Origin of the sequence: Agrobacterium sp. LY4 (assembly GCF_001526585.1) — a bacterium.
Taxonomy (GTDB): Bacteria; Pseudomonadota; Alphaproteobacteria; order Rhizobiales; family Rhizobiaceae; genus Agrobacterium; species Agrobacterium leguminum.
The window spans coordinates 742355-756879 of sequence record NZ_ASYA01000001.1 but is presented as its reverse complement, the minus strand read 5'-3'; the positions used below and the strand labels follow the sequence as shown (position 1 = coordinate 756879).

At 60.8% G+C, this 14525-nt stretch carries 17 protein-coding genes; 5 read left to right on the top strand and 12 right to left on the bottom strand.

Going from position 1 to position 14525, the window contains the following annotated elements; all coding sequences use genetic code 11:
• Positions 1–79 precede the first annotated feature (79 nt).
• From rnhA to coxB, 11 genes are all read right to left on the bottom strand, one after another.
• Complete coding sequence (gene rnhA / locus L904_RS03725; protein ID WP_020809074.1) at positions 80–520, bottom strand: ribonuclease HI; 441 nt, start codon at positions 518–520, stop codon at positions 80–82.
• Positions 517–1485, bottom strand: a complete 969-nt coding sequence (locus tag L904_RS03720) for a homoserine kinase (RefSeq protein WP_031233476.1) — start codon at positions 1483–1485, stop codon at positions 517–519. Before L904_RS03720 ends, rnhA begins: the two co-directional genes overlap by 4 nt.
• A 92-nt stretch (positions 1486–1577) precedes the next feature.
• Positions 1578–2624: a 4-hydroxy-3-methylbut-2-enyl diphosphate reductase gene (ispH, locus tag L904_RS03715; RefSeq protein ID WP_020809076.1), complete on the bottom strand. Its 1047-nt coding sequence runs from the start codon at positions 2622–2624 to the stop codon at positions 1578–1580.
• 77 nt (positions 2625–2701) lie between these two features.
• Positions 2702–3397: an SURF1 family protein gene (locus tag L904_RS03710; protein ID WP_059775491.1), complete on the bottom strand. Its 696-nt coding sequence runs from the start codon at positions 3395–3397 to the stop codon at positions 2702–2704.
• A 48-nt stretch (positions 3398–3445) separates the two neighbouring features.
• Complete coding sequence (locus tag L904_RS03705; RefSeq protein ID WP_003521108.1) at positions 3446–3832, bottom strand: DUF983 domain-containing protein; 387 nt, start codon at positions 3830–3832, stop codon at positions 3446–3448.
• A 317-nt stretch (positions 3833–4149) separates the two neighbouring features.
• The gene (locus L904_RS03700; RefSeq protein WP_003521107.1) at positions 4150–5025 is read right to left on the bottom strand and encodes a cytochrome c oxidase subunit 3; all 876 of its coding nucleotides are present in this window, start codon (positions 5023–5025) and stop codon (positions 4150–4152) included.
• Positions 5026–5086: 61 nt separating this feature from the next.
• Positions 5087–5704 (bottom strand): cytochrome c oxidase assembly protein, encoded by a 618-nt coding sequence (locus L904_RS03695; RefSeq protein ID WP_003521106.1) that lies wholly within the window; start codon positions 5702–5704, stop codon positions 5087–5089.
• A 29-nt stretch (positions 5705–5733) separates the two neighbouring features.
• Positions 5734–5865, bottom strand: coding sequence for a hypothetical protein (locus L904_RS28510; protein ID WP_003521105.1), 132 nt, complete (start codon positions 5863–5865; stop codon positions 5734–5736).
• A complete protein-coding gene (cyoE, locus tag L904_RS03685; RefSeq protein WP_003521104.1) occupies positions 5865–6818 on the bottom strand; it encodes a heme o synthase in 954 nt (317 codons plus the stop codon). The genes L904_RS28510 and cyoE overlap by 1 nt, the downstream gene beginning before the upstream one ends.
• Positions 6819–7204: 386 nt before the next feature.
• Positions 7205–8911, bottom strand: a complete 1707-nt coding sequence (gene ctaD, locus L904_RS03680) for a cytochrome c oxidase subunit I (RefSeq protein WP_020809078.1) — start codon at positions 8909–8911, stop codon at positions 7205–7207.
• A 16-nt stretch (positions 8912–8927) separates the two neighbouring features.
• The gene (gene coxB / locus L904_RS03675) at positions 8928–9791 is read right to left on the bottom strand and encodes a cytochrome c oxidase subunit II (protein WP_003521102.1); all 864 of its coding nucleotides are present in this window, start codon (positions 9789–9791) and stop codon (positions 8928–8930) included.
• Between the two features lie 443 nt (positions 9792–10234).
• On the opposite strand from coxB, the gene L904_RS03670 reads away from it, so the two are divergent.
• The 5 genes from L904_RS03670 (at position 10235) to L904_RS03650 (ending at position 14141) form a co-directional block, all read left to right on the top strand.
• Positions 10235–10759: an invasion associated locus B family protein gene (locus L904_RS03670; RefSeq protein WP_003521101.1), complete on the top strand. Its 525-nt coding sequence runs from the start codon at positions 10235–10237 to the stop codon at positions 10757–10759.
• A gap of 82 nt (positions 10760–10841) precedes the next feature.
• Positions 10842–12257, top strand: a complete 1416-nt coding sequence (gene tldD / locus L904_RS03665) for a metalloprotease TldD (protein ID WP_035263538.1) — start codon at positions 10842–10844, stop codon at positions 12255–12257.
• A gap of 272 nt (positions 12258–12529) precedes the next feature.
• Positions 12530–12967 carry a VOC family protein gene (locus L904_RS03660; RefSeq protein ID WP_003521098.1) on the top strand — a complete coding sequence of 146 codons (438 nt, stop codon included), beginning with the start codon at positions 12530–12532 and terminating at the stop codon, positions 12965–12967.
• 3 nt (positions 12968–12970) lie between these two features.
• The gene (locus tag L904_RS03655; RefSeq protein WP_035263539.1) at positions 12971–13645 is read left to right on the top strand and encodes an HAD family phosphatase; all 675 of its coding nucleotides are present in this window, start codon (positions 12971–12973) and stop codon (positions 13643–13645) included.
• 118 nt (positions 13646–13763) lie between these two features.
• The gene (locus tag L904_RS03650; RefSeq protein WP_035263540.1) at positions 13764–14141 is read left to right on the top strand and encodes a hypothetical protein; all 378 of its coding nucleotides are present in this window, start codon (positions 13764–13766) and stop codon (positions 14139–14141) included.
• A gap of 54 nt (positions 14142–14195) precedes the next feature.
• Here L904_RS03650 and L904_RS03645 read toward each other — a convergent pair whose 3' ends face one another.
• Positions 14196–14501 carry a MazG nucleotide pyrophosphohydrolase domain-containing protein gene (locus L904_RS03645; protein ID WP_003521095.1) on the bottom strand — a complete coding sequence of 102 codons (306 nt, stop codon included), beginning with the start codon at positions 14499–14501 and terminating at the stop codon, positions 14196–14198.
• Positions 14502–14525 lie beyond the last annotated feature (24 nt).

The following is a 14525-nucleotide window of genomic DNA, read 5'->3' as shown; positions in this document are numbered from 1 at the left end:
TCGGGTTTCGGTTTTCACAACCCCCGATAACGGGGCCGCCGGCGCGGATTTGCCCGGCCCGAAATAGAGCAGGCTTCCATTACCGCCGTTTGAAGGGCTCCATGCCCTTTCGCGCCAACTCGTCGGCGCGCTCGTTTTCCGGGTGGCCGGCATGGCCCTTGACCCAGTGCAGGGTAACCTTATGGCGTTGCTGCGCCGCTTCCAGCGCCTGCCATAGTTCAACGTTCTTGACCGGCTTGTTATCGGCGGTTTTCCAGCCCTTCTTTTTCCAGCCGAAAATCCACTTGGTGATGCCATCCTTCACATAGGAGCTGTCGGTATAAAGATCGACCTCGCAGGGGCTTTTCAGCGCATTGAGCGCCGAGATCGCCGCCATCAATTCCATGCGGTTATTGGTGGTCTCGGCCTCGCCGCCGGAGAGTTCCTTCTCCACTTCGCCGTAACGCAGCACGGCGCCCCAGCCGCCGGGACCGGGATTGCCGGAGCAGGCGCCATCGGTGAAAATATCGACATGTTTCATTCGCCCGCCAGCCCATATTCGGCGACAGTGGCGATGGAACGGTGGAACCGCAGCTTGCGCAGATATTCCAGCGGGTCCTTCTTGACCACCAGCGCGCCTTCCGGCGTCGTCAGCCAGTCATAAAGGCGGGTGAGGAAGAAACGCAGCGCCGAACCGCGCGCCAGAAGCGGCAGCGCCTCCAGCTCCGCTTCGCCGAGCGGACGCACCGACTGGTAACCTTCCAGCAGCGCCTTGCCCTTGGTGACGTTGTAAGCGCCATCCTTTTCGAAGCACCAGGCATTGAGGCAGATCGACACGTCATAAGCGAGCAGGTCGTTGCAGGCGAAATAAAAGTCGATCAGGCCGGACAGTTCATCGCCGAGGAAGAACACATTGTCCTGGAACAGATCGGCATGGATGACGCCGGCGGGCAGATCTTTCGGCCAATGGGCGGCGAGATAATCGATCTCGGGGCGAATCTCGTCTTTCAGGCCCTTCTCCACCTCGTCGGCGCGGTCTTCGGACTTGTCCCAAAGCACCTTCCAGCCTTCGACGGAAAGCGCGTTCGGCCGCTTGATCTCGAACCCCTCGCCGGCCAGATGCATGGCGGCCAGCGCCTTGCCGACTTCGCGGCAATGTTTCGCTTCCGGCTTTCTCAGCCACATGCCTTCGAGAAAGGAGATGAGCGCCGCCGGCCGGCCCGATAGCTCTCCCAGCAACTCGCCATCCTTGCGCGGCAGCGGCAGGGGGCAGGACAGGCCCTTGGCGACCAGATGCTGCATGAGGCCAAGGAAGAAGGGCAGATCGGATTTCTCCACGCGCTTTTCATAAAGCGTGAGAATCAGCGGGTCCTTGGTGGTATGCAGCAGGAAATTGGAGTTTTCGACGCCTTCGGCAATGCCCTTATAGGAGGTGAGGCTGCCGACGTCATATTGCGTGAGGAAATTCCTCAGATCATCTTCGGTGATGTCCGTATAAACTGCCAATTTCAAATCTCTTGATGAAGGATGGAGTGGAAATCTCGGGTGGAGATGACGCAGGTGGGACGGAAACCGCCCGCATTCAGCGCCATCCCGCTTCAGATACCGGCGGCGGTTTTCGGCGGCAGCGCGTCATTGGCATTGCCGTTCACGAAAGCCATGTCGTCCGTCGTCAGCTCGATGCTGCGCAGCTCGCGATTGACGAGGAAATGTTCCGTTTCCTCGACCGTCACGGCGAGATCGAGCGTCGTATCGAAACGCGCCTTGAAGGCTTCGATGATCTCATCGACGATCACCTCCGGTGCGGATGCGCCGGCCGAAAGGCCGACGGTGCGGATATCGCCGATTTCATTCCAGTCGATTTCCGAGGCCCGCTGCACCAGCACGGAACGCTGTGCACCAGCCCGCAGGGCCACTTCCACAAGCCGCTTGGAATTGGAGGAATTGGGGGCGCCGACGACGACGAAGAGGTCGCAGCCGGGGGCCGCCTGTTTCACCGCATCCTGACGGTTGGTGGTTGCGTAACAGATGCTGTCGGCGGCGGGCGCCTGAATGGCCGGGAAACGTTCCTGCAGCCTGGCGATGACGCCAGCCGTGTCATCGACCGAAAGTGTCGTCTGGGTGACGAAGCCGAGATTTTCGCGGTCCGCCGGTTCGTAACGGCCGGCATCTTCCACAGTTTCGATCAGCGAGACCGTTCCTTCCGGAAGCTGGCCCATGGTGCCGATGACCTCGGGGTGGCCGGCATGGCCGATCAGCACCACATGGCGACCAAGGCGCTGGTGGCGCATGGCCTGCTTGTGAACCTTGGAGACCAGCGGGCAAGTGGCATCGAGATAAAAGAGATTACGCGCCTGTGCATCCTCCGGCACGGATTTCGGCACGCCATGGGCCGAAAAAACCACCGGCTGCTCGCGGTGCTCGGCCGGAATTTCATGCAGTTCCTCGACGAAAACCGCGCCCTTGGCTTCCAGCCCTTCCACCACATAACGGTTATGCACGATTTCGTGGCGGACATAGACGGGTGCGCCATAAGCCTTCAGCGCCAGCACGACGATCTGGATCGCCCGGTCCACGCCCGCGCAAAAGCCGCGCGGTCCGCACAGCCTTATCGTCAAAGGGGGTTTGGAAACGGCGATGTTCATTCCAGCTCCTTGGCCTGCTCCTTGGGCCGTGCTTCATGGCCTTGCCCGACAAGCTGCCTTACCGGACGGGCTGCGCTTTATTCACCCTGCGCCTTACCGTTCCGGAAATAGGCAAAACCGGCGACGATGACAAGGGCCGCCGCCAACCCATACCACGTTATCGCATATTGCAGGTGATTGTTGGGCAAATCTATCAGCGTCACGCCACCCTGCGGCCAACCGCCCGGATTAGGCGCGTTGTCAGCATCCACGAAGAGGTGGACCAACCGGTCGGGCGGGATATCGGCGCTGGAGGCCATGGCCGCCAGATCCTTCCAGTAGAAGATGTTCTTGGCGATATCGTTATCAGGCAGTAGCGAGGACGGTTTTGCAACCAGCGGCGCGCGCGAAAGGCCGGTGATCGTCACCGCACCGGCAACCTGCCCGTCGGGCCGTTTGGCGGGTTCCTTCATCTCGAAGGGCACGAAGCCGCGATTGACGAAGAGAATGCGGCCATCGGCGAGCGTCAGCGGCGTATAGATGTAATAGCCGGTTTGCCCCTGATGGGTGGCGAAGAAATGCCGCTCGCGGGCATGATCGAAGGTGCCGGAAAGGCTGACCGTGCGATATTCGATATCGCCGCCGCTTTTCGCGATCGCCTCTATATCGGAGAGCGGCACCGGGCTCGCGCTCCGCCGCTCCTCGATATCGGCAATCAGCGCCTCTTTCCAGTAGAGACGCTTCACCTGCCAGGTACCGAGCCCGAGAAGAATGGCAAGCGCCAGCAGCACCAGCGGCGCGGCGAACCAGACCCGCCTTCCGCCGCCTTCATGTGGGAAACGTCATTCACGATCAAGCCTGCCTTCGCTTGCATTGTTGCGGTATTGCAGCGCAATCATGATCCCTTTCAGCTTGCGCAGCAGCACAAGGGAGACAATCACCGTAAACGGCAACCACAGCATGACATGCACCCAGACCGGCGGCGCAAAACGCTGATCGAACCAGAGCGCCAGCCCAACGACCAGAAAACCGACGATCAGCATGACGAAAACCGCCGGGCCATCGCCCGCATCGGCAAAACCGTAATCCAGTCCGCAGGCGCTGCAGGCGGGTTTTATGGTCAAAAAGCCGTCGAACAGCCGTCCGTTGCCGCAACGCGGGCAGCAGCCTTTGAGCCCGACCTTGATGGGATCGACCGGCGCGAAATTGCCGTTTGATGGTTCAGACATGACGACCTCCCGCGAAATTATCCAGACCCCTCCTGAACAGTCCTCGGGTCAAGCACGCTGATGACGTCGAGCCTGCAGGAAGCTCGCCTCCAAACCGGGGCAACCGTTCGTTGCCCGGCGTTGCCGCGTGTTTCTTCTCCCCGAGGGGGAGAAGGTGGCCCGAAGGGGCGGATGAGGGGGCACCGTCGCCGCCAATTGCCGGCCTCGCCCCCTCATCCCGCTGCCGCGGACTTCTCCCCGGCGGGGAGAAGAAACAAGTTGCACCCGCTCGCTCCACAGGATGCCTTGCTTTGGCTCCAGGTCCCTAGCCGGTGCAATCAGCCGTGCAGCGGCGCGCCCCAGCCACCCCAGATATAGATGGCGAAGAACAGGAACAGCCAGACGACGTCAACGAAGTGCCAGTACCAGGCAGCCGCTTCGAAACCGAAATGCTGCTTGGGCGTGAAACCGCCGCCAACGGCGCGGAACAGGCAGACCAGCAGGAAGACCGTGCCGACGAAGACGTGGAAACCGTGGAAACCGGTGGCCATGAAGAAGGTCGCGCCGTAGATCGAATTCTTGAAGTCGAACGGCGCGTGCATGTATTCGTAAACCTGCACGGTGGAGAACAGGACGCCGAGCGCGACGGTGAGCAACAGACCGGTGATCAGGCCCTTGCGGTCATTATGCAGCAGGGCATGGTGCGCCCAGGTGACGCAGGTGCCGGACAGCAGCAGAATGACGGTGTTGTAGAGCGGCAGGTGCCAGGGATCGATCACCTCGATGCCCTTGGGCGGCCATTGCCCGCCGGTATATTCGAGGCGCGACGCCTGAATTGCTTCGTGCGGGAAGAGGCTGGCATCGAAATAGGCCCAGAACCACGCCACGAAGAACATCACCTCCGAGGCGATGAACATGATCATGCCGTAACGCAGGTGAAGCGAGACGACGCGGGTGTGGTTGCCCTCATGGGCTTCCTTGATCGTATCGGACCACCATGCGTACATGGTGTAAAGCACGATGACGAGGCCGATATAGAACAGCCAGGGATTGGCCAGTTCCGCGCCGAACAGCTTGAAGGAGCCGCCCGACAGGTAACGCATGTAACAGACGCCACCGAAGGTCAGGATGAAGGCGCCGATCGAGGCCAGAAGCGGCCAGGGGCTTGGATCGATAATGTGGTAGTCGTGGTTCTTCTGATGCGTATCTGCCATTGCGACAATCCCCGAATGTCTCTTCCCTGATCCGGCCTCGGATAAAAGGCCAGATCTCCTCTCACAATTTGCTTTCGCCAGATGAAGTCTTTACCGGCAAGGACGCAACCGGTTTTTCGGTTTTGGCCGGATAAAACGTATAGGACAGCGTTAAAGTATGAATGCTCTTGGTCTCGCGCGCCGTGGCGATGTCAGGATCGACGAAGAACACCACCGGCATCTCCAGCGTTTCACCCGGCTGCAGCGTCGTTTCGGTGAAGCAGAAGCACTCCACCTTGTTAAAATAGGCGCCGGCTTCCATCGGTGTGACGTTGAAGACCGCCGTGCCCGTGGTCGCCACGGGTGAACGGTTCGTCGCCTTGAAAGTCACCTGCACCGTTTCGCCGATCTTCGGCGTGACCTTTTTGTCGACCGGCTGGAAATCCCAGTTGAGGCCGTTCGACGTATTGGCATCGAAGGTGACGTTGATGGTCTTGTCGAGGATAACGTCGGAATATTGCTCGACGCGCTGGGTGGTGCCGTTATAGCCGGTAACGCGGCAGAACAGCGTATAAAGCGGCACGGCGGCATAGGCCATGCCGATCATGGCGCAGAAAAACACCAGACAAAGCACGAGGATGGAGCGATTGCTCACCCGCTGCCTGCCGGTCCCTGCCGTCTGCGCTTCCATATTCGCCATCTCCTCCTCCTCTCCCCTCGATCAGCGCGTCAGTGCGAGCCGATCTTGATGATGGTGATGATGTAGAACAGCACCACCAGGCCGGCGAGTAGGACGCCGAGCGCGATGTTGCGCCCACGTCTCGATTTTTTCTGCGCCGCGCTCAGTTCCACCGTTTCCATCACAGGACTCCCGACATGACGGCCTTCAGGGCCGGCGCGAAATGATCGGCCAGAAGGCCGGAGAAAATCGCAAAAAGGTAAAGCACCGAATAGGCGAACATCTTCTTGGCCGGCAGCATCTTCTCGTCGCCCTCAGGCATGCGCCGGACATCGAGAGAACAGTAGACGAAGATCGCGCTCAGCACGGCTGCGAAAATGCCGTAGCCGGCGCTCGCAAGGCCGGTGAAATAAGGTGCGACGGCCGCCGCCGCGGTCAGCACCGCATAAACGATCATCTGGTTCTTGGTCGAGCGTTCGCCGACCACGTTCGGCATCATCGGAATGCCGACGGCGCCGTAATCGCGCATCTTGAACAGCGCCAGCGCCCAGAAATGCGCCGGTGTCCACAGGAAGATGATGAGGAACAGGATGATGCTGTCCAGCGAAACACCGCCGGTGACGCAGGCCCAGCCGAGCATGGGCGGGAAAGCGCCGGCCGCACCGCCGATGACGATGTTCTGCGGCGTCGAGCGTTTCAGCCACATCGTATAGATGACGGCGTAAAAGAAGATGGTGAAGGCGAGCAGGCCGGCCGAGAACCAGTTGACCGCAAGGCCGAGAATGACCACCGAAAAGGCCGAAAGCGTCAGCCCGAAGGCCAGCGCCTCGCGCGGCGCGATACGGCCGGACGGGATCGGCCGCCGGGCGGTGCGGCTCATCACGGCGTCGATATCGGCATCGTACCACATGTTGAGCGCACCGGACGCGCCGGCGCCGACGGCGATGCAGAGAATGGCGATGATGCCGAGCACCGGGTTGATTTCACCCGGCGCCAGCACGAGGCCCGCAAAGGCCGTGAAGACGACGAGCGACATGACGCGCGGCTTCAGCAATTCGAAATAATCGCGCGCGCCGGCTTCCGAAAGTTCGGAGCCCTTCACGCCCAGCATGTCGCGATTGTCGATAATGCTCATTTCCTGTCCTGTTTCCTTCGAACGTCGCGTGAAGCGACGTCCCCTGCACCGGCCCGAAAACGAATGTGATTTCCGGCATGCGCGATGCGTCAATTCATGGGTCCCGAACGTCCTGGCATGAGCGGCGCCGGGCAAAACCGATGCCATTTTCCGGCTTTTCGCCGCACCCTGCCGCCATTCGTCTGCGCTTGCATTTCATAAAGGCCAGATTTGGCATTTATCACGTCCGGGGCATGTATCACGTCGGACGGCAGGCATCGCTTGGACAAAATGTCACGCGGCAGGAGAGACTGCCCGTTCGGGAAACGGCACGGACCGAACCGCGCCGTCCCTCATTTTCAGCGCCGGGAATTCGCAGGCCCTGCCCGCGCCTTCCGGCCCGCGCATCAGCGAATGCGCGGCAGCTGTTCCCACTGGTGGTAGGGCGGCGGCGAAGACAGCTGCCATTCGAGCGTCGTCGCACCTTCACCCCAGGGGTTGTTGCCGGCGATCCGCTTCTTTGCGAAGGCTTCCCAGACGCAGAAGAGGAAGATCAGCACGCCGACGGCCGAGATGTAGGAACCGTAGGACGATACCATGTTCCAGCCGGCATAGGCATCGGGATAATCGATGTAGCGGCGCGGCATGCCGGCAAGACCGAGGAAGTGCTGCGGGAAGAACACGAGGTTCACGCCCACGAACATGACCCAGAAATGCAGCTTGCCGAGGAATTCGCTGTACATGTAGCCGGTGATCTTCGGGAACCAGTAATACCAGCCGGCAAAGATCGCGAAGACCGCACCGAGCGACAGAACGTAGTGGAAGTGCGCCACCACGTAATAGGTGTCATGCAGCGAACGGTCGAGACCGGCATTGGCGAGCTGGACGCCGGTGACGCCGCCGACCGTGAACAGGAAGATGAAGCCGATCGCCCAGACCATCGGGGTCGAGAAGGTCAGCGAACCGCCCCACATGGTCGCGATCCACGAGAATATCTTGATACCCGTCGGCACCGCGATGACCATGGTGGCGAAGACGAAGTAGCGCTGCGCTTCGAGCGACAGGCCGACCGTGTACATGTGGTGGGCCCAGACGATGAAGCCGACGGCGCCGATGGCGACCATGGCATAGGCCATGCCGAGGTAACCGAAGACCGGCTTCTTGGAGAAGGTGGAGACGATGTGGCTGATGATGCCGAAGCCCGGCAGGATCAGGATGTAGACTTCCGGGTGGCCGAAGAACCAGAACAGGTGCTGGTAAAGGATCGGGTCACCGCCGCCTTCCGGCGAGAAGAATGCCGTGCCGAAGTTGCGGTCGGTCAGAAGCATGGTGATGCCGCCCGCCAGAACCGGCAGCGAAAGCAGCAGCAGGAACGCGGTGACGAGGACCGACCAGGCGAAGAGCGGCATCTTGTGCAGCGTCATGCCCGGCGCGCGCATGTTGAGGATGGTGGTGATGAAGTTGATCGCACCGAGGATCGACGACGCGCCCGAAACGTGCAGCGCAAAGATCGCCAGATCCACCGCCGGTCCCGGCATGCCGCTGGTCGATAGAGGCGGATACATGGTCCAGCCGCCACCGACACCGTAGGCGCCCGCAGGGCCCTCGACGAAGAGCGAGAGAATGAGAAGGATGAAAGCCGGAACGATCAGCCAGAAGGAGATGTTGTTCAGGCGCGGGAAAGCCATGTCCGGAGCGCCGATCATGATCGGGATCATCCAGTTGGCGAAACCGCCGATCAGCGCCGGCATGACCATGAAGAAGATCATGATCAGTGCGTGCGCGGTGGTGAACACGTTGAACATGTGCTTGCCGCCATCGATGGCGGCGTCACCCTCGAAGCCGTAGACCATGGACGCCAGACCGTGGAAGATCTGGATGCCCGGCTCCTGAAGCTCCATGCGCATGACGACGGAAAGCCCGCCGCCGACGATGCCGGCGATGATCGCGAAGATCAGGTAGAGCGTGCCGATGTCCTTGTGGTTGGTCGACAGGAACCAGCGGGCGAAGAAGCCCGGCGTATGGGAATGATGCGCATCATGCGAGTGATCGTGCCCATCATGTGCGGAATGACCATGCGAGTGATGATCGTCGTGTGCGGAAGGTCCAGCCATTGTCCTCACTCCAGAGTCAGTTGGTTTCGTTGGCGGCAACGTCGACGGTGCGCGGAGCGCCATCGACAGAGGCCATCAGCGCCCGGTTCGCGCCGCTCAGGTCAGAGGCGGCGGCGGTGAGCCAGGTGTTGTACTGCTGTTCGGAAACCACCCGAATGGCGATCGGCATGAAGGCATGGTCCTTGCCGCAAAGCTCGGAACACTGACCGTAATAAAGGCCCTCTTTTTCCGCCTTGAACCAGGTTTCGTTCAGGCGGCCGGGAACGGCGTCGATCTTGACGCCGAAAGCCGGCATGGCGAAGGAATGGATCACATCCGTCGGTGCGGCGGTGACGAGCAGGCGAACGGTCTTGCCGACCGGAACGACCATTTCATTGTCTACCGCCAGAAGACGCGGATAGCGGGCCCTGTCTTCCTTGCCCGCGGCGGCGCGATCCTGGTCCTTCAGCATGTAGCTGTCGAAGGAAACCGGCTCGGCGCCTTCGGCGGCCGTATATTCATAGCTCCAGAGCCATTGCGTGGCGGTCGCCTTCAGCGTCACATCGGGGTTTTCCGGCTGCGTGAGCTGCGCGTTCAAGAGATTGAACGACGGGAAAGCAAGGAACAGGAGAATGAGAACCGGCGCCAGCGTCCAGACCACCTCGATCGCCGTGTTATGGCTGGTCTTGGAAGCCACCGGATTTTTCGCGGCGCGGAATTTCAGGGCGACGACGATGAGCAGCGCAAGAACGAAAAGCGTAACCGGAACAATGAACCAGAGCGTATATTGTTCAAACCAGCGTATTTCGTGCATGATCGGCGTGGCGGCCTCCTGCATGCCCATTTGCCAATGCACCGGCTGATCGGCGTGGGCGCCGACAGCCGTGAGCAGACAGGTCATCCCCGCCAGTGCTGCGTAAATCCTATTCGTCACGGTACCCTCTCCCTCACGCGTCTGATCTAGATCAATCACAGACGCAGAATCCATGCTTATGGTACTAACTTCAAACCACAGTTTGTCCTCTGCCGCAATATGCGTCGGGACACGGATGCGCCCCAATTTTGCCATTGGTCAATCCACGGCGACTTTCTCTCACCCCACGCCTTGCCGGACCGGCCGAACGCGGTTTCAAACAGCCCAAATGCGACAAAGCCCCTTCTCACAGCCGGTTTTGCCACCAGTTTCATCGCCGGATAATGAATGTCGCGCCGGGCAAATCAGACGCCCATACCGCAAGACAGGTCCTATTTCCGCCCAACTCCGCTGGAATTGAAGGCCTGAGGCTTTTTTTTCCGGATTATGGCGTCAAAATAGCCGCACTGATTCGAATCCCAGAGGTATCCATGCGTCTTTCCCCGCTCGCGCGCACTTTTCTTGCCGCCGCCGGTCTTGCCATCATCGCTCCCGCCGCTGCGGCGCTGGCGCAACAGCAGCCGCCCGGCACGCCGAAGTCGACGCATGGAGCATGGTCTGTCATCTGCGACAAGCCGGCGGGTGCGTCCGAAGAACAATGCGCGCTGATGCAGAACGTGATCGCCGATGACCGCCCGGAAGTTGGGCTTTCGGTGGTGGTGCTGAAGACGGCCGACCGCAAGTCGCGCATCCTGCGCATCCTCGCACCGCTCGGCGTGCTTTTGAAGGATGGCATGGAGCTTTATATCGACAATAATAATATCGGTCGCGCCTATTTCACCCGCTGCTTCTCCGAAGGCTGCTATGTGGAAGTGGATATCGACGACGAGCTGCTGAAGGTTCTGCGCGCCGGCAAGAATGCGGTTTTCGCGCTGCGCGAAGCCGTGGATCAGGATCGCGTCGGCATTCCGATCGAGCTTTCCGGCTTTGCCGAGGGCTACGACGCGCTTCCTTAAAGCCTGCCATTGCCGGACAGCCTTGCGTCCGTCCGCTCCAGTGCCTAAATCGGTCATTGAACGATAATGACTGGAGCCTCCCATGACCGACGATCTTGTAAAACTCTTCGATTGCGACGAAACGCAATTGCGCAAGCTCGTCGGCGAGGCGCTCGCCGGCGCTGACGATGGCGAGCTTTTCATCGAACATGCCCAAGCCGAATCGCTGACTTTCGATAATGGCCGGCTGAAGGGCGGCTCCTTCAACACCGACCAGGGTTTCGGCCTGCGCGCCGTCGCCGGCGAAACGGTGGGCTATGCCCATGCGGGTGAGCTGTCGCAAGGCGCGCTGAAACGTGCTTCCGATGCGGTGGGCGCGGTGACCAGAGGTTATTCCGGCTCCTATGCCGCCGCACCGCAGCGCACCAACAAGAAGCTCTACGGCGACGAGAACCCTATCGGCAGTCCGAGCTTCGAGGAAAAGGTGAAGCTCCTCACCGATATCGACGCCTATCTGCGCGACAAGGACGACAAGGTCCGGCAGGTGACGGCGACCATTTCCGCAAGCTGGCAGGTGGTGGACATCCTGCGGGCCGACGGCCATCGCGTCAGCGATATCCGGCCGATGACCCGCATCAATGTTTCCGTCGTGGCGGGCGAAGGCGACCGGCAGGAAAGCGGCTCCTACGGCATTGGCGGCCGCGTCGGCTTCAGCGATTTCATCACCACGGAAAACTGGCAGCGCGGTGCGGATGAAGCGCTGCGCCAGGCGCTCGTCAACCTCACCGCCATCGACGCGCCGGCCGGCACCATGGATGTGGTGCTCGGTTCCGGCTGGCCGGGCGTGATGCTGCACGAGGCGGTGGGCCACGGTCTGGAAGGCGATTTCAACCGCAAGAAAACCTCGGCCTTCGCCGGCCTGATGGGCGAAATGGTCGCCGCCCCCGGCGTGACCGTGGTGGATGACGGCACCATCGACAGCCGCCGCGGCTCTCTGACGATCGACGATGAAGGTACGCCTTCCGGCTATAATGTGCTGATCGAGAACGGCAGGCTGGTCGGTTACATGCAGGACCGGCAGAACGCCCGGCTGATGGGCGCCAGGCCCACCGGCAACGGCCGCCGGCAGGGCTATGCCTATGTGCCGATGCCACGCATGACCAATACCTATATGCTGTCGGGCGACAAGACGCCGGAAGAAATCATCGCTTCCGTGAAGAAGGGCATCTATGCCGTTTCCTTCGGCGGCGGCCAGGTGGATATCACCTCCGGCAAATTCGTGTTCGGCTGCACCGAGGCCTATCTCATCGAGAACGGCAGGATCGGCGCGCCGGTAAAGGGCGCGATGCTGATCGGCAACGGGCCGGATGCGATGAAGCGCGTGTCGATGATCGGCAACGATTCCAAGCTCGATACCGGCATCGGCAATTGCGGCAAGGCCGGACAATGGGTGCCGGTCGGCGTCGGCCAGCCGCATCTGCGCATGGACCAGATCACCGTCGGCGGTACGAAGGCTTAGGCGGTGGTTTTCGGGTGATTGCACTCAGTTGAGTCGATAACGCGGACAAAACGACGTGGCACCCTATCCCCGGTCAGTCATTCCGGCTCAAGGCCGGAATGACGGCAGAAAGAGTCGCAACCGCACTGAGCCTGTCGCCATCCTGTAAGCCCATAACCCCGCACATGGCTGCCATGATGAGGTTTCCTCTGGCATGCGGCCGGGAAGACGGTAAGATCATCCCTCATGGCAGGCCCCTCCTCCCACCCCGGGCCTGCGCGGCAAAGGAGACCATGACCATCATACGAAATGCCCTCGTTCCTGAACTTGCCGTCAGCGACTGGCAGAAAAGCCGCGCCTTTTATTGCGATCTGATCGGTTTTCATGTGGTCTATGAGCGCCCCGAGGAGGGTTTCACCTATCTGGCGCTGGGGGATGCCCAGCTGATGATCGACCAGATCGGCGCGACCCGGACATTCGTGACGGACAATGCCGCGCTCGAATTTCCGCTCGGCCGCGGCATGAACCTGCAACTCGCCGTTCCCTCCCTGCAACCGATTCTCTCCCGGCTGGAGCGATCCTCCATCGACCTCGTCATGCCGCTGGAGGAAAAATGGTACAGGCGCGGCACGGTCGAAGTGGGCAACCGGCAATTCATCGTCGCCGATCCGGACGGTTATCTGATCCGACCGTTCGAGAGCCTCGGCGAACGCCCCTTCCGGTTCGGTTAAGCCATGCTGCCTTTTCTTCCGCAGGCCGTGGTTTTCGACATGGACGGATTGCTGATCGAGAGCGAGAGGCTCTATCGCGATTCATTTCTGGCTGCCTCGGATGAAGGCGGCCACGGAATGAAGGTCGAGACCTATCAGAAGGTCTGCGGCAGCCCGTGGGACGTCATCACCGGCACCATCTTTGCCGATTATGGCGCGGATTTTCCCATCGACAGCTTCCGCGACGCCTGGCTCCGGCATCTCGGCGTGATGATGGCGGAGGGCGTGGCGCTGAAGCCGGGCGTCGTCGACATTCTCGATCTGCTCGACCGGCTCGATATCCGCCGCGCCATCGCCACCTCGTCGCGGCACGATTCGGTGACGCGCCATCTCGGTCCCCACGATCTTCTCAGACGTTTCGACACCATCGTCGCACGCGGTGACTATACCGAGCCGAAACCCGCACCCATGCCCTATCTCACCGCAGCCCGACGGCTTTCCCTCGATCCGGGCCGCTGCCTTGCGCTGGAGGATTCTTACTCAGGCGTGCGCTCCGCGACATCGGCGGGCATGATGACGATCATGGTGCCGGACGTGGCGCCGCCGACCGAGGAAATGCGGGAGAAGTGCATTGCCGTTTCAAGCGACCTGCATGCGGTGGCAGGCCTTCTGCAAAAGGCGCAGCCCGTAACGAGATGAAAAGTGCGGAGAGGCGTCATATGTCCTTAGCCATCCGGCTTCATGATGAGGCTCATCTCGGCTGTAACGCCGAGATTGGTCGAACGCCCTTGTCAGCGTATCCATAACCGGGGTGATCATGCCGCCTTTTGCCGTGTCGCTCGTAACGCTGATACTGCTGGTTCTGTCCCTATTCCAGATTGCCCTTGCAGCCGGTGCACCCTTCGGACGCCTTGCCTGGGGCGGTGCGCACCGGGTGTTGCCGGCCCGGCAAAGGATTGCCAGCGCGGCGGCTCCGCTTATTTATGCCTTTTTTGCGTCCTTTCCGCTGCAAAAGGCAGGTTATGCTCACATCTGGCCATCCGGCTGGATCGAACCCGGCATCTGGATCATCGCCTGCTATCTGGCGGTGAGCGCTGGATTGAACGCAATGTCGAAAAGCCGCCCGGAGCGGCTGGTGATGACGCCTGTGGCTGCCGCTCTTGCGATCCTGTTCTTTATCGTCGCCCTCTCCTAGCCGTATCGCCAGAGGCGAGATACCTCAAGGATCAAGCCGCCGTTCGGCGCATCGTCAGGCTCCCGGCTTGAAACGCCACTTACGCTCGATCGCTCCTTCAATATCGAGACCGTTATAATGGGCCAGCAACAGCACATGGCCGAGCAGATCGGCGGTTTCGTCGGCCAGATCCCGCTTCATCTCCTCTTTGCTCCTGCCCTTGATGCGCCCCCGTCCTGTCAGCCGATTCCAGGCCTGTGTGACCTCGCCAACCTCTTCCTGAAGCTTCAGCATGTACCAGTCCGGGTCGCGGAATATTCCGTTTTCAGCGGCATATTTTTGCGAGGCCTCTTCAAACCGAGGCATCATGTCAGCAAACATTTGTTCATCCTTTGTTCATGCGCT